The organism is Streptomyces neyagawaensis, from assembly GCF_023516595.1.
Taxonomy (GTDB): Bacteria; Actinomycetota; Actinomycetes; order Streptomycetales; family Streptomycetaceae; genus Streptomyces; species Streptomyces neyagawaensis.
The window spans coordinates 99425-125272 of record NZ_JAMGBG010000001.1; the positions used below are offsets into that span (position 1 = coordinate 99425).

At 71.7% G+C, this 25848-nt stretch carries 22 protein-coding genes; 16 read left to right on the forward strand and 6 right to left on the reverse strand.

Features of this window, described 5'->3' with window-relative positions; translation table 11 throughout:
- Nucleotides 1-126: 126 nt before the first annotated feature.
- Both M8J73_RS00425 and M8J73_RS00430 read left to right on the forward strand, forming a co-directional pair.
- The gene (locus M8J73_RS00425) at nt 127-534 is read left to right on the forward strand and encodes a hypothetical protein (protein ID WP_055538658.1); all 408 of its coding nucleotides are present in this window, start codon (nt 127-129) and stop codon (nt 532-534) included.
- Complete coding sequence (locus tag M8J73_RS00430; protein ID WP_055538657.1) at nt 527-3076, forward strand: caspase, EACC1-associated type; 2550 nt, start codon at nt 527-529, stop codon at nt 3074-3076. The genes M8J73_RS00425 and M8J73_RS00430 overlap by 8 nt, the downstream gene beginning before the upstream one ends.
- Nucleotides 3077-3094: 18 nt before the next feature.
- On the opposite strand, the gene M8J73_RS00435 is transcribed toward M8J73_RS00430, so the two are convergent.
- Together M8J73_RS00435 and M8J73_RS00440 are read right to left on the reverse strand one after the other, a co-directional pair.
- Nucleotides 3095-4504: an RICIN domain-containing protein gene (locus M8J73_RS00435; RefSeq protein ID WP_055538656.1), complete on the reverse strand. Its 1410-nt coding sequence runs from the start codon at nt 4502-4504 to the stop codon at nt 3095-3097.
- 1 nt (nt 4505) lies between these two features.
- Nucleotides 4506-5624: a glycoside hydrolase family 43 protein gene (locus M8J73_RS00440; protein WP_249828080.1), complete on the reverse strand. Its 1119-nt coding sequence runs from the start codon at nt 5622-5624 to the stop codon at nt 4506-4508.
- Between the two features lie 273 nt (nt 5625-5897).
- On the opposite strand from M8J73_RS00440, the gene M8J73_RS00445 reads away from it, so the two are divergent.
- On the forward strand, nt 5898-8015 hold the full coding sequence (locus tag M8J73_RS00445) for a hypothetical protein (RefSeq protein WP_055541058.1): 2118 nt from the start codon (nt 5898-5900) through the stop codon (nt 8013-8015).
- A gap of 182 nt (nt 8016-8197) precedes the next feature.
- Nucleotides 8198-8743 carry a GNAT family N-acetyltransferase gene (locus M8J73_RS00450; RefSeq protein WP_055541059.1) on the forward strand — a complete coding sequence of 182 codons (546 nt, stop codon included), beginning with the start codon at nt 8198-8200 and terminating at the stop codon, nt 8741-8743.
- Here M8J73_RS00450 and M8J73_RS00455 read toward each other — a convergent pair.
- Nucleotides 8740-10197, reverse strand: a complete 1458-nt coding sequence (locus tag M8J73_RS00455) for an amino acid permease (protein WP_055541060.1) — start codon at nt 10195-10197, stop codon at nt 8740-8742. The genes M8J73_RS00450 and M8J73_RS00455 overlap by 4 nt on opposite strands.
- A 139-nt stretch (nt 10198-10336) precedes the next feature.
- On the opposite strand from M8J73_RS00455, the gene mmuM reads away from it, so the two are divergent.
- From mmuM to M8J73_RS00475, 4 genes are all read left to right on the forward strand, one after another.
- The gene (gene mmuM / locus M8J73_RS00460; protein ID WP_249828081.1) at nt 10337-11287 is read left to right on the forward strand and encodes a homocysteine S-methyltransferase; all 951 of its coding nucleotides are present in this window, start codon (nt 10337-10339) and stop codon (nt 11285-11287) included.
- 168 nt (nt 11288-11455) lie between these two features.
- Nucleotides 11456-12235, forward strand: a complete 780-nt coding sequence (locus M8J73_RS00465) for a class I SAM-dependent methyltransferase (RefSeq protein WP_055542866.1) — start codon at nt 11456-11458, stop codon at nt 12233-12235.
- Between the two features lie 55 nt (nt 12236-12290).
- Entirely contained in the window at nt 12291-13298 is a 1008-nt protein-coding gene (locus tag M8J73_RS00470) for a helix-turn-helix domain-containing protein (protein WP_055542865.1), read from the forward strand.
- Nucleotides 13299-13520: 222 nt separating this feature from the next.
- The gene (locus M8J73_RS00475) at nt 13521-14834 is read left to right on the forward strand and encodes an NAD(P)/FAD-dependent oxidoreductase (RefSeq protein ID WP_249828082.1); all 1314 of its coding nucleotides are present in this window, start codon (nt 13521-13523) and stop codon (nt 14832-14834) included.
- A 14-nt stretch (nt 14835-14848) separates the two neighbouring features.
- Here M8J73_RS00475 and M8J73_RS00480 read toward each other — a convergent pair whose 3' ends face one another.
- Nucleotides 14849-16348, reverse strand: a complete 1500-nt coding sequence (locus M8J73_RS00480) for a cryptochrome/photolyase family protein (protein WP_055542955.1) — start codon at nt 16346-16348, stop codon at nt 14849-14851.
- Between the two features lie 190 nt (nt 16349-16538).
- On the opposite strand from M8J73_RS00480, the gene M8J73_RS00485 reads away from it, so the two are divergent.
- Together M8J73_RS00485 and M8J73_RS00490 are read left to right on the forward strand one after the other, a co-directional pair.
- On the forward strand, nt 16539-17105 hold the full coding sequence (locus M8J73_RS00485; protein WP_249828083.1) for a DUF4383 domain-containing protein: 567 nt from the start codon (nt 16539-16541) through the stop codon (nt 17103-17105).
- Nucleotides 17106-17136: 31 nt separating this feature from the next.
- Entirely contained in the window at nt 17137-17871 is a 735-nt protein-coding gene (locus tag M8J73_RS00490) for a hypothetical protein (RefSeq protein WP_249828084.1), read from the forward strand.
- Nucleotides 17872-18085: 214 nt separating this feature from the next.
- On the opposite strand, the gene M8J73_RS00495 is transcribed toward M8J73_RS00490, so the two are convergent.
- Nucleotides 18086-19216 (reverse strand): MerR family transcriptional regulator, encoded by a 1131-nt coding sequence (locus tag M8J73_RS00495; RefSeq protein ID WP_055543205.1) that lies wholly within the window; start codon nt 19214-19216, stop codon nt 18086-18088.
- A 120-nt stretch (nt 19217-19336) separates the two neighbouring features.
- Nucleotides 19337-20008, reverse strand: a complete 672-nt coding sequence (locus tag M8J73_RS00500; protein WP_249828085.1) for an RNA polymerase sigma factor — start codon at nt 20006-20008, stop codon at nt 19337-19339.
- A gap of 199 nt (nt 20009-20207) precedes the next feature.
- Between M8J73_RS00500 and M8J73_RS00505 the strand changes: the two genes are divergently transcribed.
- The 6 genes from M8J73_RS00505 (at nt 20208) to M8J73_RS00530 (ending at nt 25627) form a co-directional block, all read left to right on the forward strand.
- A complete protein-coding gene (locus tag M8J73_RS00505; protein WP_055540826.1) occupies nt 20208-21020 on the forward strand; it encodes a DUF4397 domain-containing protein in 813 nt (270 codons plus the stop codon).
- A complete protein-coding gene (locus tag M8J73_RS00510) occupies nt 21013-21708 on the forward strand; it encodes a class F sortase (protein WP_055540825.1) in 696 nt (231 codons plus the stop codon). The genes M8J73_RS00505 and M8J73_RS00510 overlap by 8 nt, the downstream gene beginning before the upstream one ends.
- 211 nt (nt 21709-21919) lie before the next feature.
- Nucleotides 21920-22804: an anti-sigma factor gene (locus tag M8J73_RS00515; protein WP_055540824.1), complete on the forward strand. Its 885-nt coding sequence runs from the start codon at nt 21920-21922 to the stop codon at nt 22802-22804.
- 262 nt (nt 22805-23066) lie between these two features.
- The gene (locus M8J73_RS00520; protein WP_055540827.1) at nt 23067-23540 is read left to right on the forward strand and encodes a carboxymuconolactone decarboxylase family protein; all 474 of its coding nucleotides are present in this window, start codon (nt 23067-23069) and stop codon (nt 23538-23540) included.
- A 178-nt stretch (nt 23541-23718) separates the two neighbouring features.
- Nucleotides 23719-24639 (forward strand): RNA polymerase sigma-70 factor, encoded by a 921-nt coding sequence (locus tag M8J73_RS00525; RefSeq protein WP_055540823.1) that lies wholly within the window; start codon nt 23719-23721, stop codon nt 24637-24639.
- Nucleotides 24640-24793: 154 nt separating this feature from the next.
- Nucleotides 24794-25627 (forward strand): NAD(P)H-binding protein, encoded by an 834-nt coding sequence (locus tag M8J73_RS00530; protein ID WP_055540822.1) that lies wholly within the window; start codon nt 24794-24796, stop codon nt 25625-25627.
- The last annotated feature ends 221 nt before the right edge of the window (nt 25628-25848 follow it).

Below are 25848 nucleotides of genomic sequence, written 5' to 3' on the forward strand. Positions count from 1 at the left end.
GCACCTCGGTGCACTGCTTCCTTGACGCCTCCTTGCCGCTACGCCCGGACGGAGCCGGGGCTGACGTGCCATCATGAGCTCGCCCGCGTATGGGGAGTTGCGGGCAATCAACGGGGAGGTACGACGATGCACGACCGGCGACACGACGCCGTGCTGGCGTTCGCCGACGAGGCGGATCCGGAAGGGGCGGAGGAGGCGGTGGCGCTCCTCGTCGAAGAGCTGTCACAGCTGGACGTGTCCTCCGTGCGGCACCAGACCGCAGGACCCGCTCCCGGCGGCACACGGGCCGGGGAAGCCGTGATCTACACGACGGTCCTCGTGAGCGCGACGGGAGCCGCCGGGCTGAAGGCCCTCCTGGCCTTGGCCCAGGACTGGTTGGCCCGCCGCAACTCGGGCTCGATCGACGTCACGATCGACGGCGACGAACTGCACCTGACCTCGGCCTCGCGCGCGGACCAGCGCCGCGCGATCGAGCTGTTCGCGGCCAGACACGCACCCGGTCCGGTCGGCTCCGACGACTCCTCCGATGCGTAAGTCCGCGCTCCTCGTCGTCAACCAGCACTACGCGGACGAGCGTTTCAGCGAGCTGCCTGGCGCGGCCGCGGATGCCGAGCAGCTCGCCGCCGTCCTGGGCGACCCGGCCATCGGCGAGTTCGAGGTCACCGTCGTCGAGAACGGGACCGCCCCGCAGATCCGCAAGGCTGTCCAGTCCTTCTTCTCACGCGCCGAGGCTCAGGACTTGCTGTTGCTGCATCTCTCCTGCCACGGCCGCAAGGACCTGCGCAACAGGCTCCATTTCGTCGCGTCGGACACGGAGTGGGACTACCTGGACGCGACGGGCGTCTCCTCCGAGTTCGTCGCCGACCAGCTGGAACAGAGTCCGTGCCGACGAGCCGTCGTCCTGCTGGACTGCTGTTACAGCGGGGCGTTCGCCAAAGGGATGCGTACCAGGGGAGCACCGGCGGTCGACCTGGAGGAGCCGTTCTCCGGGCGGGGCCGGATCGTGATCACCTCCTCGACAGCACTGCAGTACAGCCATGAGACCGAGAAGCGCAGCAGGGAACGGGCGGAGCCGTCGATCTTCACGGCAGCCGTCGTGGCGGGGCTGTGCGACGGGAGCGCCGACCTGGACGGGGACGGATACGTCTCCGCCGAGGAGCTGTACACGTTCGTCCACGACCGGGTGCGCAGCCGGCTGCCGAGCCAGACGCCGACCCGGACCGTCAACAACGCCGAGGGCAGCCTCTACCTGACCCGCAATCCCGGTATCCTCTACATGAACGCCCCCCAGGACCCCGGGGTGTCCGACACGCTCCGCGCCGCGATCCTCACCGGGGCCACCTGGCAGCGGCAGGGCGCGGTCCACGAAGTGGAACGGCTGCTCGGCAGCTGGCGAGGACCGGTCCGGGAGTCCGCACTGGAGGCCCTGACCCTCCTGGTCCAGGACCGAGATCCGCAGGTCCGGGCCCAGGCCGAGAGCCTCTGGCACAACCGCGGTCTGGGAGAACTGCCCCGGCAGACTGCGGACGCGTCCCGGATCTCCCGGCCCGCCACCACCACGTCGAACATCGTGGGCATCGATTTCGGTACGACAAACTCGGCCGTGGCGATCTTCAGGGAGGGCGAGGTCCAGCTCATCCCGAACAGCCACGGCGAGGTGACCACACCGAGCATCGTGGCGTTCACCAAGGACGGACGGCGGCTGGTGGGCAAGCCCGCGAAGGACCAGGCTGCCCTCAAGCCCGAGGGCGTCGTCCACCGCGTCAAGCTGGAGCTGGGAACCGGCTGGACCTTCCGCCACGGAAACCGCCGCTACTCCGCCGAGGAAGTCGCCTCCTGGATCCTCGCCGACCTGCGTCAGAGCGCGGAGTCCTATCTCGGCGAGGACGTGAACCGCGCCCTCATCACCGTGCCCGCCTACTTCAACCACGTACAACGTGCCGCACTCGCGGAGGCCGCCGCGCTCGCGGGTCTGGAGACGGCGAGGATGGTGAACGAGCCCACCGCTGCGGCTCTTTCCTACGGGTTCGGCAGGGACGCCAACGAAATGATCATGGTATTCGATCTGGGCGGCGGGACTCTGGACGTGTCGCTGCTGGAAATCGGTGACAGGGTCGTCGAGACGCTGTCCACCAGTGGCGACAGTCACCTCGGGGGAAGTGACTGGGACCGGCGCATCGTCGATCACCTGGTCCACGAATGTGCCGACCGCCACGGCATCCGACTCACCGGCCGGGCCGCCCTCCAGCGGCTGACCGAGGCCGCGGAACAGGCGAAGATCGAACTGTCGCAGGCCCCGACCGCCAACGTGCTCCTGCCCTACATCGCGACGTCCCCGTCCGGTCCCGTGCATCTGGACGTCACACTGACCCGCGGGCAGTTGGAGCAGATGTCGAAGGATCTCCTGGAGCGTTGTGAGCTGCCGATCCGCATGGCGCTGAAGAACTGGTACACCACCTACAAGATCGAGAATATCGATCACTTCATTCTGGTGGGCGGAGCCACCCGGATGCCCGCCATCGCCACGCTCATGCGGAGACTGGCCGGCGGGCGGGAGCCCATCAGGGCCATCATCCCGGAAGGTGTGGTCATCGGTGCGGCGCTGGAAAGCGCCGTGCTCACCGGACAGCTGCGCGACGATCTCCTGCTCGATGTGACGTCACTGTCGCTCGGCATCGAGACCAAAGGCGGCATCATGACCAAGCTCATCGAAGCCAATACGACGATCCCGACCAAGCGGTCCGAGATCTTCACGACCTCCGAGGACAACCAGTCGTCCGCACAGATCAGCGTCTTCCAGGGCGAGCGCGAGATCGCGGAGTACAACAAGAAACTGGGAGTGCTTGAGCTGCCCCTGCCACCGGCCCCGCGCGGTGTGCCCCAGGTCGAGGTCTCCTTCGACATCGACGCGAACGACCTGGTGCACGTGGCGGCCAAGGATCTCGGCACGGGCGAGGAGGTGTCCCTGATGGTGGACCGGCACAGCGCCGCCCATGCCGAGCAACAGAAGACCGATCCCCGAAAGAGACTCGCGTCGGCATACACTCCGATGCCTCCGCCGAAGACCGGTTCCTGAGAAGAGACCTGATCTACGTCATGTTCCGCGCGTCCACTGCTGGTTCGTCGCTCCGTTGCACGTGTACGTGATGATCGCGGCGGAGTTGGCGGTGGACGCGCCGTTCACGTCCAGGCACTCTCCGGTGGTGCGGGCCTTCACCTGCCAGTAGCTGCCGGAGGCGGTGAGGCTCCACTGCTGGGTGGTGGCGGTGCCGCAGTTCTCCTGGGTGACGTTGGTGGAGTTCTCTTGAAGGCACAGGGAGCTGCCGCGGCCGACGAGTTGGTAGTAGCCGGTGCCAAGGTCCTTGAACCACCACTTCTGGTTGCCGCCGCTGTTGCAGGTGTACTGGTTGATCGCGATGCCCTGCCACAGCGACTGGCTGGGCGCGTCCGCGCACTTGGAGCTGTTGCGGGCGATCAGGGTGTTGTACGTCGCGTTGTTGCCGCTGATCGTTCCGGCGGCCGTGTCGACGGTGATCTCCGGCGACCAGGACAGGGACATCGTGGTCGAGGTCGGGAAGGTCAGCGGCAGCCACACATAGCGGGAGTCGTTGACCGTGCCGCCGAAGGAGTTGCCCCAGCGGTCGCCCATGTACAGGTACGAGGTGGTCGACGTGCCCTGCACGGGCAGGACGTACGCGGTCTGCGACCCGAACGTCGTGGAGTCACCGATGTTCGCCATGGCCGTCCAGGGTCCGCCGATGTTGGTGGCGGTGGCGTACTGCTGCTGGTTGGGGCTCCAGCCGGTCGCGCCCGAGGTCAGCATGAAGTACACGCCGCCCCGCTTGAACAGGGCCGGGGCCTCGCGGTGGCCGCCGTGCCAGGGGTCGGCGACGAGGGCGGCGACCTGGGTGTAGTCGGCGGTGAGCCGGTAGATCTGGAGGTCGTAGTTCTCGCGGGCCGCCGAGATCATGTAGCCGGTGCCGTCGGTGTCCACGAAGGTGGTGATGTCACGGGACATGTGCTGGCCGAGCGGCCGGAAGCTGCCCCGCCAGCTGTAGTCGCCGTCGACGGTGTCGGAGACGGCGACGGCGGCGCGGGCCTCGCTGTAGTCGACGCCGTTCTCCTTGTGCATCCACATCACGAACGTGCCGGTGGACGCGTTGTAGATGACCTTCGGACGCTCGATGTTGGCGGTCGCCAGCTCCGGGTCGGTGGCCTGGGTGAGGACGTTGTTGCGGAACTCCCAGTTCTTCAGGTCCGTCGAGCGGTACGCCGACACGTACTTGAAGGTGTTGTCGGGGTTCCGGTGCTCGCCGAACCAGTAGTAGTACGAGCCGACCTTGAGGACCCCGCCGCCGTGCGCGTGCACGGGGTTGCCGCCGCTGTCGGTGAACTGGACGCCGTTGGGGATGGTCTGGGGTGCCGCCTGGGCCGGGCCCGCGGTGGCGAGGCCGCCGGCCAGCGCGAGACAGAGCGCGAGGAGGATCGCGTACGCACGTCTCATCTCAGCTCTCCTTCCGGGAACCCGGGGTGGGGGTGTCGGCGACGGGGACGCCGAAGTCGGGCGTGCCGTCGGGCTTCCAGCCGAGGCGCTGCACACGGGTGTGGCGGTTGGGGTCGTTCAGGGGGTCGCCGACGATGTCCTTGTACTGGCGGGCGTGGTAGACGAGGACGTCGGTGCGGCCGTCCTCAGCGACGGTGAAGCTGTTGTGGCCCGGCCCGTACTGCTTGGTGGTGTCGTTGCTGGTGAAGACCGGTGTCTGGGACTTCGACCAGTTCGCGGGGTTCATCAGGTCGGCGTCCTCGTCGACCGTCAGCAGACCCATGCAGTAGTGGAAGTCGGTGGCGCTCGCCGAGTACGACATGAACAGGCGGCCGTTGCGCCGGATGACCGACGGGCCCTCGTTGACCTTGAAGCCGATGACCTCCCAGGGCAGCTCCGGGGTGGAGAGCCGGACCTGCGGTCCGGTCAGGGTCAGCGGGTCGGCCATCCTCGACAGCCAGAGCGCGGTGTTGTTGTCCATGCCGGGCTCGTGCTGCGCCCAGGCCAGATAGCGGTGGCCGCGGTGGGTGAAGGTGGTGGCGTCGAGGGAGAACGTCTCCCAGGCGGTCTTCAGCTGCCCGCGCTCGACCCAGGTGCCCTTGAACGGATCGCGGTGCGCGTTCTCGAGGACCCAGATCCGGATGGCCCAGATGTCCTCGGCGGGCGCGGAGGCGAAGTAGATGTACCACTTGCCGTCGATGTGGTGGATCTCCGGTGCCCAGATGTGGGCGCCCATGACACCGGTGGCGTGCTTGCGCCAGATCACCGACTCGGACGCGGTCGACAGACCGCGCAACGTGCGGGATCTGCGCAGGATGATCCGGTCGTACTCGGGTGCGGTGGCCGTGAAGTAGTAGAAGCCGTCGCGGTGGCGGTGGATGTGCGGGTCGGCCCGGTTGCGGACCAGCGGGTTGACGTACGGGGCGGCGGCACCCGGTCCCGCCGGGGAAGCGGCCGGCCCGCCGGTCGCCGCGTGGGCGGCACCGGCACCGGGCAGGGCGGTGAGGGCGCCCGCGGCCAGGGCGCCCTTCAACAGCAGCCTGCGGTCGGGGGGTTGGGGCAAGGCGTTGTCGCGGCTCATGCGGTCTGCCTCTCTGAAGGTTCTGCGTGGGGGGGGTCGTGGGGGTGGTGGGGGGCGTCGGAGCGTGCGAGGCGGCACAAAAAGGAATAGAATCGTTCGACATATCGCACAAGATCAGTCACTCCGAACGGCGAAAAGGTAAGGGCGCTCCCCCGGGAGGTCAACGGGTCGGACGAGATGGGGGAAAGCGATTTCCATCGGTCGCTGACGCTCTGTTCGCGACGCGGGCGCGGATTTCTGTTATCGGGTGGCGTCCCGCCCGTCTCCGAAGGCGTGCGCAGCCATATCCACAAGACAGCGGCGGCCGCCGGAGCCCTGGCCGTCACCGCCCTGATGCTCGGTGCCCCGACCGCGACCGCGGCCGGCCCCCGCGACGCGACCGCCGACGTGCTGGCGGGCCGGGACGTCCGGCTCGACGGCGACACGGTCGTGACCGTGCCGCCCGGGAAGACGACCTACGACGGCACGTTCAGCGGCACCGGGACGCTGACCGTGCGGGGCACGGGGACCCTGATCCTCACCAGGGACAGCGACTTCACCCTGCCGAAGTCCCGGCAGCGGCAGGTCGTGAAGGTACTCGGCGGCAACCACCCGTACGTCACGGTCACGAACCCGGACCCGCCGGCCGTGACCGTCGCGAAGGGCGCGACCCTCCAGTACGGGAACGGCGGCGGGACCGGAGTGATCAGGCACTTCCCGTACGACACCCCGGCGTTCCGGCTCAACCAGGACAACATCAGGGTCGACGGCACCCTGCGGCTGGTGCTGAAGGACGTCCAGTACAACCTGGGCACCATCAGCGGCTCGGGGCTGATCAGCCAGCCGAGGTTCCTGTGGGCCACCTGGGACCTGTCGGGCACCCACCCGTTCACCGGTGTCATCGACAACGGGACGCAACTCAACGCGGGCGCACCGGAGTACGCGACCTCGCTCCCCGGCGTACGCAAGATCCTCAACCAGGGCACCTGGACCGTGGACACACCCCTGGGACAGACCGTCACCCAGGGCATGGACTTCTACCAGCGCGAGTACGGCAGCGACATCAACGTCCAGTCCCGGCCCGGCAGCAAGGTGATCCTCACGGGTCAGTACAGCTGGTCGGACCGGGGCGGGGACACCGACCCCTCGCTCAGCGACCCGGCCCTGAACTGGACACCCGCGCGGAAGAACGTCAACAAGCGCGGCACCAACATCAAGGGCGCGAACGTCCAGTGGGGCGACGGCACCACGAACAAGATCTTCATGCCGGGCACCGCCGAGACGGTCTACATCAACCTCCTCGCCGCCCGCTCCCGTTCGCTGCTGACCTTCGACTACAACGGTCCGGTCACCCTGGGCGCCCCCATCGGCGGCGGGGTGTTCCACGACACCCTGTCCGCGCCCGGCGCCGGGGACATCGTCATCAAGGGCACGAAGGGCAACGACGTGACCTTCGCCGCCGTCCAGTACTACAACGGCTCGACGACGATCCAGAAGAACGCGGTGCTGCGGCTGGGCAGCGGAAAGCGGGGCGGCGACGGCGGGCTGTACACCAAGGGCGACCTGTGCAGGGTCGTCAACGACGGCAGGCTGGTCGTCCGCAACGTCACCAAGCCGGTGTCGCTGTCCAGGATCGGCGGCCGCGGCTCGTTCACCCAGTCCGGCGCCGCGACGACGACGCTGACGGGCAGCGGGGTGACGTACAGCGGGCTGACGACCGTCACCAAGGGCACGCTCGCGCTCCGCTCGGGGGCGACCCTGGCGCGCAGCAAGGGGATCAGGCTCACCACGGCGGGCGCGAGGCTCGACGTGGGCACGGCGGGGCTGACGGTGAACCGCTCCCTCTCCGGCAAGGGCACGGTGCGGGGCTCCGTGACCAACGCCGGTGCGGTCGTGGCGGGCCTGCGGGTGACCGGCGGCTACACCCAGACCGGGCGGGGCCGACTGGTGCTGCGCGAGCGGCCGTTGAAGGTGTCCGGGGCGGTACGGCTGGCGGGCGAGCTGGACTTCGCGGCCCTCGGCGCCGTCGGCGGCCCCGGCGAGAAGGTCACCGTGATCGACCATGCCGGAAAGGGCGGCGTCACCGGTACGTTCAAGGGTCTGCGCGAGGGCGCGAAGGTGAAGCTGGCCGACAACGCCTACCGGATCAGCTACCGGGGCGGCGACGGCAACGACGTCGTCCTGACGGCGGCGAAGGCGACCGCGTCGCCGAAGACCAGGTCCGCGGCGGACGCCAGGACGGACCCGCGGGGCCCCGACACCCTGAACACGGGCGCCTCGGCCGACAGCGGCTTCGGCTGGTGGCCGTACGCCCTGGCCGTCGGACTGCTCTGCGGCCTCGCCGTACCGATGAGCAGGCGCCGCGGCAGGACCAAGCGCCGGGGAGGCGGCCGCCACGCGGCGACGGGCTGAGCCCGGCCCACGGCTACGTCTACGGCTGCACGTCGAGTCGCACGAGCGCGCCGATCTCCACGATCCGGCTCCGCTCGTGCGGACAGGCCCCTCGCCGCTGAAGGCGGCGTTCCGTACGGACGACGCTTGTCCGGGAGCGAAAGAGAAGTGCTCTCCGCGTGCACAGTTGGCAGGATCGGCCCATGAGTGAGCAGTCGTTGACCCTGACCAGGATCACGCCGGAGGACTGGCAGGCCGTCCACGCGTGGGCCCGCCTGCCGGAGGCGTGCCGATTCCAGCCCTGGGGCCCCAACACGGAGGAACAGACGCGCGACTTCGTGACGGCCGCGGCCGCGGCCTGGTCGAGCACGCCCCAGCTCAGGTTCGCCCATGTGGCGCGGCTGGGTGACGACGTCGTGGGGATGGGCGAGTTGCATGTCCGCAGCCGCGAGCACGGCCAGGGCGAGATCTCCTACGTCGTGCATCCGCGGGTATGGGGCAAAGGCATCGGCACGCAGATCGGTCGCCGACTTCTCGCCCATGGGTTCGCCGGGTTGGGCCTGCACCGGATCCACGCCACCTGCGACCCGCGGAACACCGGCTCGTCCCGCGTGCTGAACAAGCTCGGCATGACCTACGAGGGCCACCTGCGCCACACCGCGTGGATCCGGGACGGCTGGCGGGACTCTCTCATGTTCAGCGTGCTCGCAGAGGAATGGAGTGCGCGGAACGGGCCCGCCCGAACCTAGGGGGTGGTGTCCGCGTCCTCGGGCGTCTCCTGTCGTCCTCGCAGCCACACGTAGACCGGGATGCCCGCGAAGAGGAACAGGGCGCCCTGGTAGACGGCCGCGTAGCCGGCGCCGGCGATCAGCCAGAAGGAGAAGGCGAAGGAGAGGCCGGCGACGATCAGGTCGCGGACCAGGCCGGCGGGGCGCACGCGCTCGCGGGTGCCGCGGGCCAGCCAGTACAGCTGGGCGGCGGCCGAGAGCAGGTACGGGACGCAGCCGGTGAACGTGGTGATGAGGACGAGCACACGGAACGCGGTGTCCGGGTCGTCCGCGTAGTTCACGACGATGAGGATCGTGCCGAGCACCGCGGTGGCGAGGACGCCGAAGCCGGGGACGCCGCCCTTGCCGAGCCGGGCGAACGGCTTCGGGAAGAGACCGTCGCGGGCGGCGGCGTACGGCATCTGTGCGCTCAGCAGGATCCAGCCGTTGAGGCAGCCGACGATCGAGGCGACGGCGACCAGCGCGATCACGGTGCCGCCCCAGCTGCCGCCCGCGATCGAGTTCACGGCGTCCGCGAACGGCGCGCCCGACTCGACGAGTTCCTTGTGCGGGACGAGACCGAAGACGGCGACCGTACCGAGGATGTAGACCACCGCGGAGGCGACGGTGCCGAGGACGCTGGCGCGTCCCACGGTGCGCTCGGGGTCGCGGACCTCGCCGGCGCTGACGGCGGCCGACTCGACGCCGAGGAAGCTGTAGAGGAGCAGGGCGGCGGAGGCGGCGATCGCGCCGGGAACGCTCTCCCCGGAGGCGTTGAACGGGCCGTAGTTGTCGGTGTCGATGAAGAACAGACCGATCGTGGCGACCAGCAGCAGCGGCACGAACTTCAGGACGGTCGAGACGACCTGCACCGCGCCGACGTAGCGGGTGCCCGCGAAGTTCGCGGCGGCCGGCAGCCACAGGGCGGCCAGGGCCACCACCGCGAGGACGACCTTGCCGTCGCCCAGGGGTATCAGCACGTCGACGTAGCCGACGACGCCGACGGCGAGGGCCGCGATGCTGACCCAGCACATCGTCCAGTACGACCACGCCGACAGGAAGCCCGCGAAGGGGCCGAAGGCGTCGCGCGGGTAGACGTAGAGACCGCCGGTGACCGGGCTGCGCCTGGCCAGCTTGCCGAACAGCAGGGCCAGCAGGACGGCGGCCACGGAGAGGACGACGAACGCGACGAGGCTCACCGTGCCGTACGGGGCGACGGCGGCGGGGAGCGTGAAGATGCCGCCGCCGATGATGTTGCCCATCACGAGGGCGGTGGCCGCGGCGAGACCGAACTTGCGGCCGGCGGGTGTCAGGGCGGCGACCGGGGCGGCAGCGGGGTCGACGACGGTCCGGGCGGCGGCGGGGTCGGCCGCTTCGGGCCCGGCGACCGGGGACGGTTCGGGCTCTGCGGCCTCGGGGGTGCTCGTGGTGCTCATGGCGGTTCCCTGGGGATGGGGAGGGGTGGGACGGGGAGGGCCGTGATCGTATCCCGGCGTTCCACATGGTGGTCAATCTGTTCATAAGGTGGACACATTCGGTTCGGGAGCACGGCCGTGGCTCGATTACCGTCGTCGTATGACCCGCAACGCCCCGGGGAGTCCCTCCCCCTCCTCCGTCCCCTCCCCCGCCCTCGGCGAGGCGCTCGCCGCCGGCCCGCTCGTCCTCGACGGCGGCATGTCCAATCAGCTCGAATCGGCCGGGCACGACCTGAGCGACGAGCTGTGGTCGGCCCGGCTGCTCGCCGAGCGGCCGGAGGCGATCACCGAGGCCCACCTCGCCTACTTCGAGGCGGGCGCCGACGTGGCGATCACCTCCAGCTACCAGGCCACCTTCGAGGGCTTCGCCAAGCGCGGCATCGACGCCGGGCGGGCCACCGAACTCCTCGGCCTCAGCGTGGAGTTGGCCCGCGACGCGGCCCGACAGGCGCGGGCCAAGGGCGCCGGGCGACCCCTGTGGGTGGCGGCCTCGGTCGGCCCGTACGGGGCAATGCTCGCGGACGGCTCCGAGTACCGGGGGCGATACGGGCTGAGCGTCGCCGAGCTGGAGCGGTTCCACCGGCCTCGGCTGGAGGTACTGGCCGCCGCCGCGCCCGACGTCCTCGCCCTGGAGACGGTGCCCGACGCCGAGGAGGCCGAGGCGCTGCTGCGGGCGGTGCGCGGGCTCGGGGTGCCGGCGTGGTTGTCGTACACCGTGGCCGGGGAGCGGACGCGGGCCGGGCAGCCGCTGGAGGAGGCGTTCGCCCTGGCCGCCGACGCCGAGGAGGTCGTCGCGGTGGGCGTGAACTGCTGCGCCCCGGAGGACGTCGACGCGGCGGTGGCGACGGCGGCCCGGGTCACCGGCAAGCCGGTGGTGGTCTACCCGAACAGCGGTGAGGCCTGGGACGCGTCCGCACGGGAGTGGACCGGCCGGTCCCGGTTCACCGCGGCGGAGGTCGAGGGCTGGCGGACCGGCGGGGCACGGCTGATCGGGGGATGCTGCCGAGTGGGACCGGCGGCGATCTCGGCGATCGCCGAGGTGCTGACCTGACGCCGTCGGCCTTGATCAGTGGATCCGTGGCGGCGGCCGCAGACGCCGATCCCCGCGGGGATCCAGCCGGTGCGGCGAGTGGGGGTCCCCCTGCCCGAAGGGCTTGAGGGAGCGTGCACGGCGTCGCGAGGCGGACGGCGAGGGTCGGACACGGCCTAACCTCGGTGCATGTCCGAGACCTCGGTGGCGCGCTTCTACGACGAACTGGCCGACGACTACCACCTGATCTACGCGGACTGGGAGGCGAGCGCCCGCCGTCAGGGGGAGGCGCTGGACGGCCTGTTGGGGCGGGAGCGGGCGGTAGTGCTGGACTGCTCGTGCGGCATCGGCACCCAGGCCGTCGGGCTGGCGCTGCGCGGGCATCGTGTCGTCGGGACCGATCTCAGTGCCCGCGCCGCCGCCCGCGCCGCCCGTGAGGGCGCCCGGCGGTCGCTGCCGCTGGTCACCGCCGCCGCCGACATGCGGCGCCTGCCGTTCACCGACGCCCGGTTCGACGCGGTGGTCTGCGCGGACAACTCCCTTCCCCATCTCCTGACGGAGCCGGACGTCCGTACCGCCCTGACGGAGATGCGGCGCGTGCTGCGCCCGGGCGGCCGGCTGCTGCTCAGCACACGCCCCTACGACGAACTCCTGCGGGACCGGCCCTCGTCGACGCCTCCCCAGGTGCATCTGCCGGAGGGCGGCGGACAGCGGACGATCACCTTCCAGCTGTGGCACTGGCACGACGACGGGGAGCGGTACGACCTGGAGCACTTCCAACTCCTCCCGGCGGACGGGGAATGGCGCGTCCAGGTCCGCCGGACCACGTACTGGGCGCTGCGACCCGACCGGCTGGCCGGCCTGGTGTCCGACGCGGGCTTCGCGGACGTCCGCTGGCGCACGCCCCGGGAGACGGGGTTCTTCCAGCCGCTCCTCACCGCGCACGCCGACGCGCCCGGTTCGGCGTAGGCCCGCGGCTGAGGGCCCGCTCCGCCGGTTCGGGGCCCTGTGATTGACTGCGCCGATGTTGCCAGAGTCGGTGTTCCGCTCCCAGGATCTGCCTCCGGGGGACCGGTTCGACGCGTGGACGGAACGCATGGGCCGCACGCATGCTCCCCTGGACCTGTCCAGTGACCGCGCGGCGGACTACCGCGTGCACCAGCGGCTGATCGGGCTGGGCGACGTGATGGTGTGGCCGGCGACGTTCGACTCGTTGGTCTTCCGCCGCACGCCGAAGCTCGTCCGCCAGTCCGACCCCGAGGTCTACCACCTTTCCCTGCTGTTGCGCGGAGAGGGCAGGGCGACCTGGGGCAGACAGGAGGTCACGTACGGGCTCAGCGACATCCACGTCAACAGTTCGTCGCGGTCGTGGGACGTCTTCACCGGCTCCGACCCGGTGACCATCGTCGGCGTGGAGATCCCCCGGGCGCTGGTGGCGCTGCCCGCGAGCCGGGCCGATCAGGCGGTGGGGCGGCCGATATCGGGCCGTGAGGGGGTCGGCGCGCTGCTGTCGCAGTTCTTGGTGAACCTGACCGCGGACACCGGCCCGTACCAGCCGCAGGACGCCCCCCGGTTGGGCACCGTCGTCGCCGACCTGGTCACCGCCGCCTTCGCCCACACGCTGGACGCCGATCCGCTGATGCCGGCGGAGGCCTACGACCGCACGCTGATGCTGCGGATCAAGGCGTTCGTCCGCCGTCATCTCGCGGACCCGGAACTGACCCCCGCCGCGATCGCCGCCGCCCACCACATCTCCCGCAGCCGTCTGTACGCCCTCTTCCGCGCCGAGGGCGTCGGTGTCGCCGCGTACATCCGCGAGCAGCGGCTGGAGCGCGCCCACCGCGACCTCGTCGACCCGGCGTTACGCACCGAGCCCATCCACTCCATCGCCGCCCGCTGGGGCTTCCCCCGGCCCGCCGACTTCACCCGCGCCTTCCGCACCGCCTACGGCATGCCGCCCAGCGAACTCCGCGCGGCCACCTCGCCCGAGGCCGCGGGCGGGGCTCCTGCGGGCCTTCCTCCGCGTCCCTAGGCGGCCTCTTCGTCGCCCCGGCCGTCATCGCCCCGGCCATCATCGCCTCGGCCGTCATGGGCGAGTCGCTGCCGGTCGACTTCCTCGCGAAGGCGCAGGGGGACGGACCCGACCCGTCCGGCCCAGTGCGCGGGGCGAACGCATCCGTGGACCGGTCCCGCGCGGAACACTCCGTTGAGGGAGCGGCACGGGGCCGCGCCGGCGGACGGGAGAGGTGGTCGTGTGTCCCCAGCCCAGGACGCGACGGACGCTACGGACGCGACGGACGTACTGGTCGTGGGAGCCGGTGTCGCCGGGCTCGCGTGCGCCCGGGATCTGCTGGCGGCCGGTGTCGGGGTACGGGTGCTGGAGGCCGGTGACGGGGTCGGCGGCCGGATGCGTACGGACCGGGTCGAGGGGTTCGTGGTGGACCGCGGGTTCCAGGTCGTCAACACGTCCTACCCCCAGCTACGGCGCCGCCTCCCCCTGAGGGACCTGAGGCTGCGGCCCTTCACACCCGGCGTCCTGGTCCAGGGCCCCTCCGGCCGCCTGCGCTTCAGCGACCCCACCCGGCGCCCCCGCACACTGCCCGACCTGCTGCCGGGCCGCCTCGCCGGGCCCCGTGACCTGGCCGCACTCGGTGTGCTGTCCGCCCGCGCCATGCTGTCGCCGCCCGGCCGGCTCAAGCGGCGCGCGGACACCACCACCCGTACGGCACTCGCGGACGCCGGGTTCTCCGAGGCGTTCGTCGAGGGCTTCTTCCGCCCCTTCCTGTCGGGGGTGTTCCTGGAGGACGACCTGGAGACCTCCGCCCGGGTGTTCCACCTGGTGTGGCGGAGCATGCTGCGCGGCACGCTGTTCCTGCCCACCGCGGGCGTCGGAGCGGTTCCGCGGGCACTCGCGGCCGCCCTGCCGCCGGATGCCGTGCGGCTGGAGAGCGGTGTGGCGGAGCTGACGGACGACGGGGTGCTGACGGCCGGGGGCCGGGAGATCCCCGCCCGCGCGGTCGTGATCGCCACCGGCCCCGGCTCCGTCCCCGGGCTGCTGCCCGAGGTCACCCTGCCCGACTACCGCACCGTGACGACGTACTACCACGTAGCCCCGCGCTCCCCCCTGGGCGAGCCGACCCTGCTGGTGGACGCCCGCCGCCGCTTCCTCAACACCTGCGTCCTCAGCGATGTCGCACCCGAGTACGCCCCACCCGGCCACGCCCTCGTCGCCACGTCGGTGCTCGACGGGGACGGAGAGGGCCGGGAAGGTCGGGGGGACTGGGGAGGGCGGGAGGACCAGGTGCACCGGGAGGAGCGGGAGGGGCGGGTGCGGGCGGCGGTCGGTGAGGCGTACGGCACCGGCACGGACGGCTGGACCCTGCTGGCCGTCCGCAGCGTCGAGGACGCGCTGCCCGCCATGCCTCCGCCGCAGCCGCTGACCCGCACCACGCGCGTGGCACCGGGCCGCTACGTGTGCGGCGACCACCGCGCCACCGGCTCCGTCCAGGGCGCACTGGCCTCCGGCGCACGGGCCGCACGCGAGGTGCTGAGCGACTTGCGGGGCTAAGGGAGTCGCCGGCGTCAGTGTGGGGTGTCGCCGCGGCTGGCTTCTCGGTGGAGTACCTCGTCCAGGTCTGCCAGGCGGTCCAGGCCGCGGACCGTCTGTGCCATCCGGGGGTTGCGCTCCAGGCGGGCCCGGTGCCGGTGCAGGAAGGCCCAGTAGCCGGTGGTGAAGGGGCAGGCCCGGTCGCCGGTCCGCTCACCCGGCCGGTAGACGCATCCGCCGCACAGATCGCTCATCCGGTTCACGTACGAGCCGCCGGACGTGTACGGCTTGGTCGTCATGCGCCCACCGTCGGCGTACTGCGACATCCCGACGACATTGGGGATCATCACCCAGTCGTAGCCGTCGACGAAGCTGCGGTGGAACCAGTCCGTCACCGCCATCGGGTCCCAGCCGCGCTGCAAGGCGTGACTGCCCAGCAGCATCAGCCGGGGGATGTGGTGCGTCCATCCGGTGTCCCGCACCTGGGCCAGCACCGTGGCCAGGCAGCGCGCCCGCACCGCGTCCGCGTCCAGCTCCAGGAACCAACCGGGGAGCGGCTCGTGGTGCCGTAGGGCGTTGTGGTGGCGGTAGTCCTCGCCGAAGTACCAGTAGAGCTGCCAGACATACTCGCGCCAGCCGGCGACCTGGCGGACGAATCCCTCCACGCTGTTGACCGGGGCGCGCCCCGCCCGCCACGCGTCCTCGGCGCGTTCCACGCACTCCGCCGGATCCAGCAGGCCGAGGTTGAGGGAGGACGAGAGCAGGCTGTGGCTCATCACCGGGTCCCCCGCCAGCATCGCGTCCTCGTACGGGCCGAAGCCGGCCAGCCGGTGCTCGACGAACCGGCGCAGCGCGGCCAGCGCCTCACGCCGGGTGGCCGGAAACAGACGAGGACCGTCCCGGCCGACGAAGGCGACGGAGCCCTCGCGTTCCCAGCGGTCGAGATCGTGGCGCACCTCGTCGTCGATCTCGTCCTCCGTAGGGCGGTAGGGCGGCGGGGCACCCAGGGTGCGCGCCCCCTTCGGCGGGGGCTCACGGTTGTCGTGGTCGTGGTTCCACCGGTCGCCCGCCGGTCGGTCACCGTCCATCAGCAGGTCGTGGGAGCGCCGCACCCACCGGTAGAAGTCCTCCTGCCGCAGCCGCCCGCCCCCGTGCCCGTCGGCCCAGGCACGGAAGTCGTCGTGCGGGACGAGGAACCCGCGTGCGGGCAGCACGGTCACCGACTCCAGGGACTCCAGCGACCTCACCAGCCGTAGTGCCGCGTACGACGTGGGGTGGCGCACCGTCACCGGGCCGTCTCCGACCGCATCGCGCAACCCCTGCTGGTAGGTCTCGGCGCGGACGTAGCGGACCCGGTCGCCGAGTTCGGCGGCTCGGTGGCGCATCGCGGACAGCACGAGGTGGGCCTTGGCCCGGTGGAAGCGGCGGCGCCGGAGGACCGAGCGGGCCTCGATCATCACCACGGGCGCGTCGGAACGCCCCGTCAGGAAGTGCGGCCCGAGCTGGTCGCCGAACAGCCAGTGGGGGACGGCCATGCCAACGTCTCCTCTTCTCCGCGGCCCCGGAGAGGGCTGGGTCCGCACGGGAAGCCACCGGTGTTTCCGGCGCGGACCATCCCCCGGATGCGCCGGAACACGCTGCAACCGTATGCCTCATATCGACGGAAATAGGGATGAAAGACGATCGGATGCCACGACGATCCGGCCGCAGAGGAGAGGACACGTCATGAGGCTTCGCGATGAACTCCCCGTCGACCACCGGCTGGCCCGGGTGTACCGGTACGGAGCCGGCCTGTGCGGTGTCATCCTGCTGGTCTTCGGCTGTCTGGGCTTCGCGGACCAGCTCACCCCCTTCGACACGGACGGGACCCGGATCTCCGGGATGTCCACCAACGGGGTGCTCAGCCTGATCTCCGTCGTCGTGGGCCTCGCCCTGATCGGCGGCGCCGTGGTCGGCGGCAACCTCGCCTCCACGCTCAACATGACCGTCGGCACGCTGTTCCTGCTCAGCGGCTTCCTCCACCTCTTCGTCCTGGACCGCCCCGCCAACGTCCTGGACTTCGGCATGTCCAACGTCATGTTCAGCTTCGCGATGGGGCTGCTCATCGCCTGCTTCGGCATGTACGGCCGGGTGTCGAGCAAACTGCCCCACGACAACCCGTACTGGCGACGCCGCCACCCCCGCGAGGCGGCCCGCGAGGCCCTGGCCGCCCGCCGCCGCGCGAGCCAGACGGCACTCACCCCCGGCCAGGACCCCGCACCCACCCCCGCCCTCCTGCGCTCCCAGGACTGAGCCCCGGACCGGCAGGCGCTACCGTGCTCGGATGTCGTACCGACTCGACGCTGCCATCAGTGACTTCGACCGCATGCGGCGCTGGGCCGAAGGAGCGACGGGGGCGGTGGTCGCCCCGCTCGCGGGGCGCCTGGGGCTGCTGCCGCTCACCACCGAGCTCCGCGGTGACCTGCCACGCCTCCTCCGTGACCTGTCGCGGGGCGGACCGGTGGCCCATGTCGAAGCGGACTTCTGGGGCGGCGACGGGGATCAGACCGCCGCCCTGTGGCGGGCCGGCGTACGGGAATGGGGACCGGTCCACACCTCGGACTTCAGCGGTCCACGGGAGGACTGGCCGATCAACGCGGCGCTCGCCCTGCTCGGCGTGGTGCCGGCCGGCCCTGGCGCGCCGGACCACCACGATCTGTTCGCGGAAGTCGGCCTCGGCCGAGGGCGGGACGAGGAGGACTGGCGCCGGGCCGCCCTGGAGGCGTACGACGCGGACGACTACGACGCGTGGCACGCCGGAGAGCAGGCCAGGCGCGAGGCCAGGGAGCGCGCGGCGGCCGAGCGAGCCGCCCATGAGCGGCTGCCCGGCGTCCCGGTGCCCCTCGACGGCAAGGAGATCATCGCCCTGCTCGGCATACCCCAGGGCCGCACGGTAGGCGGGGCCATCCGCCACCTCCAGCAACTCCACGTCGACCACGGCCCCGTCTCCCGCGAGGAAGCCGAAGCCGCCCTGCGCACCTGGGCGGCAGAGCGGGGAGTCTCCGCAACGCCGGGCTGAGACCACTGTCCGGGCCGGACGGTGGTCCGCTCGACGGTCGGCTCACAGGGTGACCATGCGTTCTTCCGCACCGGGAGCGTCTCCGGATGCGTGGGCCGAGCGGGCGGGCCGAACGCGTGGGCCGAGCGGGGGGAGCCGCGTGGGCGGGCCGCATGGGCGGGCACGTGTGGGGGCCGGATCCTCGGGCCGATGCCCGCACGGACTCCGGCGCGGATCACACCGGCTCCTGCACCCGCCCCTGCCCTTGGTCCGCCGCAGGCTTGTCCTCGCCGGGGCGGCCGGCTGACGTCATGATCCGGACGGCGTCGGTCAGTCCGAAGGGGCGCAGGAGGTCGGAATCCGAGCGCAGGCCCCATCCCGGGCCGCACAGCAGGACGTGGCTGCGGGTGCGGGCGCCGTGGATGCCCCAGCGGATCGCGGCGAGGTGGCGGGCGAGAGGGAGGTCCGCGGTGCTCCGGGACTGCGACCACAGGGCCACGGCGGCCGGGGCGACCCGCCGCACCGTGGCCTCCAGTGCCTCGACCGGCACCGAGCCGCCCAGCATCAGGACGCGCCGGCCGCGCTCCGCGAGTACGGCGGTGAGCGCCTCCAGCGGGAGGGTGTGCTGTTCGCCCGGCAGGCACGCCAACAGGACGGGGCGGGTGTCGGCGGCTCTGTTGCGGGCCGCGGCGCGCGCGTAGGCGTGGCGGAGGGCCACGGAGATGTGCCAGGACAGGAGGTGTTCCACTTCCACGTACCGGTCCTCGGAGGACTCCCATCTCCGCCCCACGTAGCGCAGCGTCGGGATCAGGACCTCCTCCCACGCGGCCAGCAGGCCGTACGACTCCACGGTCGCCGTGATCTGCTCCTGCACGGCCTCGGCGTCCATACGGACCGCCGCCCGGGCCAGCCCTCGACCCCGTCGGCGCAAGTCCTCCACGGACGGCGTGTCCATCGGGGCCGCGCCCACGGGGGCCTCCGGGTGCACGGGGGCCGCGTCCACGGGCGCCGCGTCCTTCGGGGGCCACGGCTCCCCGACCGGTGCGAGGGGACGGGGAGGCGGGCCTGCGGGCGGAGTGTCGGCGGCGGGGGCCGCCGGGTCGCCGGTCCGGGCCGCCTGGGCCTTGGCGGTACGGGCCGCCTCCGCCGGGGGAAGGCCCTCGGCCGTCAGTCGGCACATCTCCCGCACCATCGCGACGTCCTCGGCCGTCCACCGCCGGTGCCGGCCCTCGACCCTGGTCGCCGGTCCCAGCCCGTAGCGGCGGTCCCACGAGCGCAGGGTGGTGGGAGAGATGCCGAGCCTGCGCGCGAGCACCCCGGTCGTCACGCCGGCCCCGACCACGCCGGGTTCCTCGTGCGCGTTCATCCTGTGCCTCCAGCGCGTAGCCGATGTCCCGGGCCTCGGGGCGTGAGAGGTATTCCCCGTCCGACAGGTGTACGGATGCGCGCCGCGACGACCCCCCGGGGGCAGGCCGTCCGGCCGGGATCAGGCGGACGGTTCCATCACGCGCCGCAGCGAGTGCAGGGCCCGGCGGATATGACTCTTCACCGTGCCCAGCGGCAGTCCCGTCTGCTCGGCGATCTGGGTCTGGGTCATGTCGCCGTAGACGGCCATGCCGAGCAGCCGCCGTTGCACCGGCGTCAGGTGCTGGAGTTTCTGCAGGACGAGGACCCGGTCGACGGCGGCCTGACTCTCGTCGACACCCCAGTGCCGTACGGCCTCCTCCTGCCGGGCCGCGGACATGCCCTCGATGTAGGCACGGCGGGCCCGTGCGGCGTGCGCGTCCGCGATCGCGTGGCGTGTGATGCCGACGAGCCATCCGCCCAGGGCTCCGCGCTCCGGCCGGTACCGTGCGCGTCCCCGCCAGGCGGCGAGGAAGACCTGCTGGGTGACGTCCTCGGCGTCCCGCGGATCGTTCAGGGAGCGCCGCGCGAGGGTGTACACGAGGGAGCCCCACCGCCGGTACGCGAGGGCGACCGCCTCCTCGTCCCCGGCGTGGAACCGCCGGGCGAGTTCGGTGTCGTCGCCGGTCTCCTCGTACGGCGGGAGCGGGCCGGGCACCCGCTCGGGGCCGGGCACCCGCTCGGGGCCGGGGGCGGGCGGACGGGTGCGCTCCACGTCGGCGCTCAGGTATGTGTCGGGCCGGGCAGTGGCCATGGTGAGCTCCGAGGTCGAAGGACTACGACACGTCGACCGTCCGTCGAAACGATGCGCCCTCGCAACGTGCAGCGTTAGCGCATCGAAATGAGGGAGTTCGTTGAACCCGCGAAAGAATCTGCATCCTCCGCCGAGACGCGCGCCGAAGACCTCGTGCACTCACTCACAGGGAGTGGGCCGTTCGAAGGGACAGTCAGTCATGATCTCCCGCACCCCTGTCGCGGCAGCGGCTTCTCTCGGCCTGTGCGCGCTCGCCCTGGGCGGCGCCGCGACCGCGACCGCCGCCGACGACGACCAGGCCATGGTCTCCGTGTTCCACGCCGTACCCGGCCTCGACGTCGACGTGTACGCCAACGGCGACGAACTGATTCCCGACTTCAAACCGGGCACGCTCACCGACCCACAGCCTCTTCCCGCCGGCTCGTACGACCTGAAGGTGTTCAAGGCCGGCGCGGACCCGAAGGGCAAGCCCGCGATCCAGAAGACGGTCGAGGTTCCCGCCGGGGCCAACGCGACCGTCGTGGCCCATCTGAACGCCGACGGCGCACCGCAGTTGGACGCCTACGTGAACGACACCTCCGATGTGGCCGCAGGCAAAGCCCGCTTGACGGTCCGTCATGTCGCGGCGGCTCCGGCCGTCGACGTCCGGGCGGGCGGCACCCCCATCTTCAAGGACCTCGTCAACCCGAAGGAGGACACGGCGACCGTGAACGCCGGCACCGTCTCGGCGGACGTCGTGCTCGCCGGCACCGACGACGTCGCCATCGGTCCCGCCGACCTCGACCTCAAGGAGGGCACCGCCAACATCGTCTACGCCTGGGGCAGCGCCGAGGACAAGAACCTCGCGCTGAAGGTGCAGACCCTGACCGGCATGCACTCCACGCCCTCGGGTGTGAACGCCGGCGCGACCAACGACCCCGACGCATGGCCGGCGTACGCCGCCGGGTTCGGCCTCCTCGGCCTTGCCGGCGCGCTCACCGCCCGCCGTGCGGTGTCCCGCGACCGTGCCTGACACCGGGCCGGCCCCGTGGCTCCGGCAGCGACTGCGGACAGCCCTGACCGTGCTGCTGGCGGTGTCCGGAGCCACGGTGCTGGCACTGGCGCCGTCCCGCGAGAGTCTGCCGCCGACCACGGACTTCGACGCCCGGACGGCCGCGTCGCCCCCCGCGGCCCCGCCCGTCCGGGCGGAGGACCCCGACTCGCCGCCGACGACGACGCCGTCGGCGAGCCCCGTCTCCTCCTCTTCCGCCGTCCCCAGGCGGCTCGACATCGAGCGCGTCGGTCTCCGCGCCGCGATCGAGCCCCGTGGGGTCGCCCCGGACGGCAGCGCCGACATCCCCGAGGATCCCGAGACGGTCGGCTGGTACCGCTTCGGCCCCGCGCCGGGGGAACCCTCCGGTTCCGCCGTCATGGTGGGACACGTGGACTCCCGCACGGGCGACCTGGGTGCCTTCGCCGCCCTCTTCGACGTCCGTGCGGGCGACGAGGTGACCGTACGGCGGGCTGCCGCGCCGCCGGTCACATACCGGGTCGTCGCCCGCGACCGCGTGGACAAGGACCGGCTGCCCGCCTCGGCGTTCGCCAGGACGGGCCGACCGGTCCTCACGATGATCACCTGTGCGCCTCCGTTCGACGCGGAACGAGGCGGCTACCAGCGGAACTTGGTGGTGACGGCGCTCCCGGTCACCCCCACCGGATGAGTCCAGCCCCTGCCATCCCTCTCACGCCTACGCTGCCTCCCATGTCCGACGCGGAGAAGACCCTGACCGAACAGCGGCCGGCCGCCGCCCCGGCGCACGACGGGAGGAGAGCCGAGGGCGAGGAAACAGCCGAGGACGGTGAAACAGCCCAGGACGGTAAAACAGCCGAGTCCCTCGCCGCTCCGACCGCCGCTTCGAGGGGAGGTGGAGCATGGCGAAGCACCTGAACGCCGACGAGCTGACCGACCTCGCCCTCGGGGCCGACACCCGCCCCACCCCACGCCAGCGGGACCATCTGGCCCGTTGCCCGCGGTGCCGCGAGGAACTCGACCAGCTGCGGCGCGTGGTCCGTGCCGCCCGAGGCGTGTCGACCGACGACTTCCTGACCGCACCGCCCGACACCGTGTGGCACACGATCGCGGCGCACCTGGGCGGGGACACGGCCCCACAGCGGCCGACGGAGACCGACGCCACCCCGACGGCCCAGGCCGGACCCGGCGCACCCGACGTCCACGACGCACCCGATGTTCGCGACGTACCGGGCGGTCGCCACGGACCCGGCGAACTCGGCGGTGCCGACGGTCGTCCCGGCCCCGGTGGTCGCGACGTACCCGGCGACGGCGGTAGTGGCGGCCTCGGCCGCGGTCGTGCGTGGCCGCCCCGCCCCGCCCTGCTGATCGCCGCCGCGAGCCTCGTCGTGGGGGCGCTGCTGGGCAGTGCCGTCACCGCGTGGCGGCTCGACGACGGCCCGCCGGCAGCCGAGGCGAGCGCGGCGAACCGCCTCGCCCCGCTGGCCGTCCCCCACGCGGCCGGGACGGTACGCCTGGTCCGCGGGCCCGAGGCCGAACGCGAGGTCACGGTGACCGTCACCGGCCTGCCCCGCACGGACGGCTACTACGAGGTGTGGCTCATGGACCGTACCCACACGCGGCTCGTCGCGATGGGCGTTCTCGGCCCGGACGGCACCGCCACACTGCCGCTCCCCGCACGGATCGACCTCGGCCGCTACCCCCTGATCGACGTGTCGGCACAGGAGGACGACGGAAACCCGGCCCATTCCGGCACGAGCGTCGTACGCGGCACCCTCCCCGGCTGACCGCCCCCACCCGAAGCGGACGCGTCCGCGCCTCGAAGTCAGCCAGCGGGGCTGTCAAACGAGTGCGGGCCCTTCCATGAAGCTGCGCAGAAGCCCTTCGGTACGGACTGTGCTTCCGCACCCGAGACGAGGCAGCGACTCGGCTTGTGACATGCCCGAACCCGGACGGCGGAGAGACGTGGGTCACACCGTTCCGTGTCACAGGAGTGAGGGCCGCCTCGTCTCGGGGGTGAAGGCATCGACGAACATGGAGGAGCAGACGATGGACGCGCGATTGAACTACTTCGCCAACCCGGCCGCCGCCAAGGCCCTCAAGTACTTCATGTCGGTCGGCCGGGAGCTGAAGGAATCGCCGCTGCCGACCACGACGCAGGAGTTGGTGGCGCTGCGCGTGAGCCAGATCAATGGCTGCGCCGTCTGCATCGACATGCACACCAAGGAAGCCGCCGCGGCCGGCGAGAGCCCCGTGCGGCTGAACCTGATCGCGGCCTGGCGGGAAGCGACGGTCTTCACCGCGGCCGAGCGCGCCGCGCTGGAGCTGGCGGAGCAGGGAACCCGGGTCGCGGACGCAGCCACCGGGGTCAGCGACGACGTGTGGGCCCGCGCCGCTCAGCACTACGACGAGGACCAGCTCACGGCCCTCGTGCTGCTGGTCTCGTTCATGAACACGGTGAACCGGCTGAACATCATCACCCAGCAGCCGGCCGGCGACTACCAGGTCGGCCAGTTCCACTGAACCACCAGCGCACCCTGGCCCGGGTCAGGCCTGCCAGGGCCAGGACCCCGTGGTCAGAGCGGGCAGGGCGGTCGCGGCACGAGCGTTGTCTGTTCCGCCCACACATCGAATGATCTTCGAAGGATGCCTCGCCGGCACGGGTCCGGCCGGGCACACAGACCGCAAAGGGGGAGTCGGCGTGGGCAAGGTCGAGGAGTTCGAGGAACTGCGGCCGCTGCTGTTCTCGATCGCGTACCGGATCCTGGGCAGCGTGGGCGAGGCGGAGGACGCGGTGCAGGAGACCTGGCTCCGCTACGACGCCTCGACCACCAGGCCCGTGTCGGCCAAGGCGTTCTTGTCAGCCACGGTGACCCGGATCGCCATCGACGTGCTGCGCTCCGCCCGGGTGCGGCGGGAGGAGTACGTCGGACCGTGGCTCCCCGAGCCGCTGCTGGACGATCCGTACCAGGACCCGGCCCGCGCGGCGGAGCTGGCCGACTCGGTGTCCATGGCGGCGCTGCTGCTCCTGGAGCGGCTCAGTCCGCTGGAGCGGTCCGTGTTCGTGCTGCGGGAGGTCTTCGCCTTCGGCTTCGACGAGATCGCCGCCGCGGTGGGGCGCTCAGAGGCGGCGTGCCGACAGCTCCTCGTACGGGCACGCCGCCACATGCACGAGGGACGGCCCCGGTTCGAAGCGGACCGCCAGGAGCGGCAGGAGCTGGCGAGGCGGTTCTTCGAGGCACTGACGCGGGGAGACGTGGACGGACTGCGGAATCTGCTGTCCGCCGATGTCCAGCTCATCGGGGACGGCGGTGGCAAGGCACCGCAGCTGGCAAGGGCCGTCACCGGCGCCGAGAACGTGGCCAGGCTGCTCGCCACCGTCTACCCGCTCATGGCCCGGATCGACATCACGTTCGAACCGCACGAGGTCAACGGCCAGCCGGGCGCGTGCTTCCGCGACCGCGACGGCAAGATCCTCCACATCCTCGCCCTCGACACACTCGACGGGCAGATCCAGACGATCCGCGCGGTCATCAACCCCGACAAGCTCAGCCACCTCGGCCCGGTCGCCGACGCCTGGGCCGTCGACCAGGAAGTGAAGCAGGCCCGTAGAACCCAGTGATCTCCGGACCAGCCTCCAGGGCGGGACCGGAGGTTTCAGTGGCGCATGCCGATGGTTCCGGCGCACGGCTCGTCCGTGACGTTCTCCCGCGACACGAACCGCGCTCGTCCACCGCGCAAGATCGACTATCGACACACCCACGAGGGGTTCAGTCATGATCCTGATCACCGGGGCCACCGGCGTCGTCGGCCGGGAAACCGTCCGCCTCCTGGTCGAGGGGGGAGCGGAAGTCGCCGCTGTCACCCGCGACCCGCACGCCGCATTCCCCGCGGGGACACAGCTCGTCCACCCCGCGAAGGTTCCCGCCCTCGACGGCGTGGAGGCCATCCTGCTCAGCCCGCGTGCCGCCGGTCCCACCGCCGTCGACCTGTTGGCCCGAGCCCGCGAGACGGGTGCGGCAAGGGTGGTCGTGCTGTCCGCCGTGACCGTGCAGTACCCGGCCGGGCACGCGCGCTTCCGGCAGCAGTTCCACGCGGTCGAGGACATCGCCCGGGGGAGCGGCCTGGACTGGACGATCCTGCGCTGCGCCGATTTCGCCGCCAACACCCTGGCCTGGGCCGGGCAGATCCGGGCGACCGGGACCGTGCGGGGGGCATACCCGCACGCGAGGACCTCGACCGTCGACGAGCGTGACATCGCCGCGGTGGCCGCCCTCGCTCTGACCCGCCCGCAGCACCGCGGTCAGACATACCTGCTCACCGGAGAGCAGTCGCTGAGTCAGCCGGAGAAGGTCGCCGCGCTCGGTGCGGCGCTCGACCGGACGCTGTTCTTCAGCGAGGCCGCACCGGACGAGATCCGCCGCGGCATGCTCGCCGCCGGCCTGCCCGACGAGGTACCCGACCGGCTGCTCGGCTCGCTGGCCGACTACGCCCGCGAAGCCGGGCCCACCACCGACACCGTGCGGCGGCTGCTGGGCCGCCCGGCACGCACGTACGCCACCTGGGCGCAAGACCACCGTGCCGCCTTCACCGTGGGAGGACTTCGATGAAACTCGGCCTCACTGGCCCGCGTCGGCTTTCGCCGGCCCGCGTCGGTCCTTGCCCATCCTTGTCGGCCCTTGCCGGCTTGTCGGCCCTCTTCAGCGCGGCCCAAGCTACCGGCCGGCCCGGCGGACGCGCCGGTCAATAACCGCCGATCGGGCGCCAAGGCAAAGGCGAGCAACCCGCGAGCCCGCCCGCGCCGCGACGCCGCCGCCACACTGAGCCTTGG

What these genes read in the sequence shown, in the direction of transcription:
- M8J73_RS00435 (WP_055538656.1), bottom strand. Translation starts at nt 4,504, where the DNA reads ATGAGACGTGCGTACGCGATCCTCCTCGCGCTCTGTCTCGCGCTGGCC.
- M8J73_RS00485 (WP_249828083.1), top strand. Translation starts at nt 16,539, where the DNA reads ATGAGGCTTCGCGATGAACTCCCCGTCGACCACCGGCTGGCCCGGGTG.
- M8J73_RS00455 (WP_055541060.1), bottom strand. Translation starts at nt 10,197, where the DNA reads ATGAGCACCACGAGCACCCCCGAGGCCGCAGAGCCCGAACCGTCCCCG.
- M8J73_RS00430 (WP_055538657.1), top strand. Translation starts at nt 527, where the DNA reads ATGCGTAAGTCCGCGCTCCTCGTCGTCAACCAGCACTACGCGGACGAG.
- M8J73_RS00520 (WP_055540827.1), top strand. Translation starts at nt 23,067, where the DNA reads ATGGACGCGCGATTGAACTACTTCGCCAACCCGGCCGCCGCCAAGGCC.
- M8J73_RS00450 (WP_055541059.1), top strand. Translation starts at nt 8,198, where the DNA reads ATGAGTGAGCAGTCGTTGACCCTGACCAGGATCACGCCGGAGGACTGG.
- M8J73_RS00465 (WP_055542866.1), top strand. Translation starts at nt 11,456, where the DNA reads ATGTCCGAGACCTCGGTGGCGCGCTTCTACGACGAACTGGCCGACGAC.
- M8J73_RS00515 (WP_055540824.1), top strand. Translation starts at nt 21,920, where the DNA reads ATGGCGAAGCACCTGAACGCCGACGAGCTGACCGACCTCGCCCTCGGG.
- M8J73_RS00490 (WP_249828084.1), top strand. Translation starts at nt 17,137, where the DNA reads ATGTCGTACCGACTCGACGCTGCCATCAGTGACTTCGACCGCATGCGG.
- M8J73_RS00500 (WP_249828085.1), bottom strand. Translation starts at nt 20,008, where the DNA reads ATGGCCACTGCCCGGCCCGACACATACCTGAGCGCCGACGTGGAGCGC.
- M8J73_RS00505 (WP_055540826.1), top strand. Translation starts at nt 20,208, where the DNA reads ATGATCTCCCGCACCCCTGTCGCGGCAGCGGCTTCTCTCGGCCTGTGC.
- M8J73_RS00530 (WP_055540822.1), top strand. Translation starts at nt 24,794, where the DNA reads ATGATCCTGATCACCGGGGCCACCGGCGTCGTCGGCCGGGAAACCGTC.
- M8J73_RS00470 (WP_055542865.1), top strand. Translation starts at nt 12,291, where the DNA reads ATGTTGCCAGAGTCGGTGTTCCGCTCCCAGGATCTGCCTCCGGGGGAC.
- M8J73_RS00480 (WP_055542955.1), bottom strand. Translation starts at nt 16,348, where the DNA reads ATGGCCGTCCCCCACTGGCTGTTCGGCGACCAGCTCGGGCCGCACTTC.
- mmuM (WP_249828081.1), top strand. Translation starts at nt 10,337, where the DNA reads ATGACCCGCAACGCCCCGGGGAGTCCCTCCCCCTCCTCCGTCCCCTCC.
- M8J73_RS00440 (WP_249828080.1), bottom strand. Translation starts at nt 5,624, where the DNA reads ATGAGCCGCGACAACGCCTTGCCCCAACCCCCCGACCGCAGGCTGCTG.
- M8J73_RS00495 (WP_055543205.1), bottom strand. Translation starts at nt 19,216, where the DNA reads ATGAACGCGCACGAGGAACCCGGCGTGGTCGGGGCCGGCGTGACGACC.
- M8J73_RS00425 (WP_055538658.1), top strand. Translation starts at nt 127, where the DNA reads ATGCACGACCGGCGACACGACGCCGTGCTGGCGTTCGCCGACGAGGCG.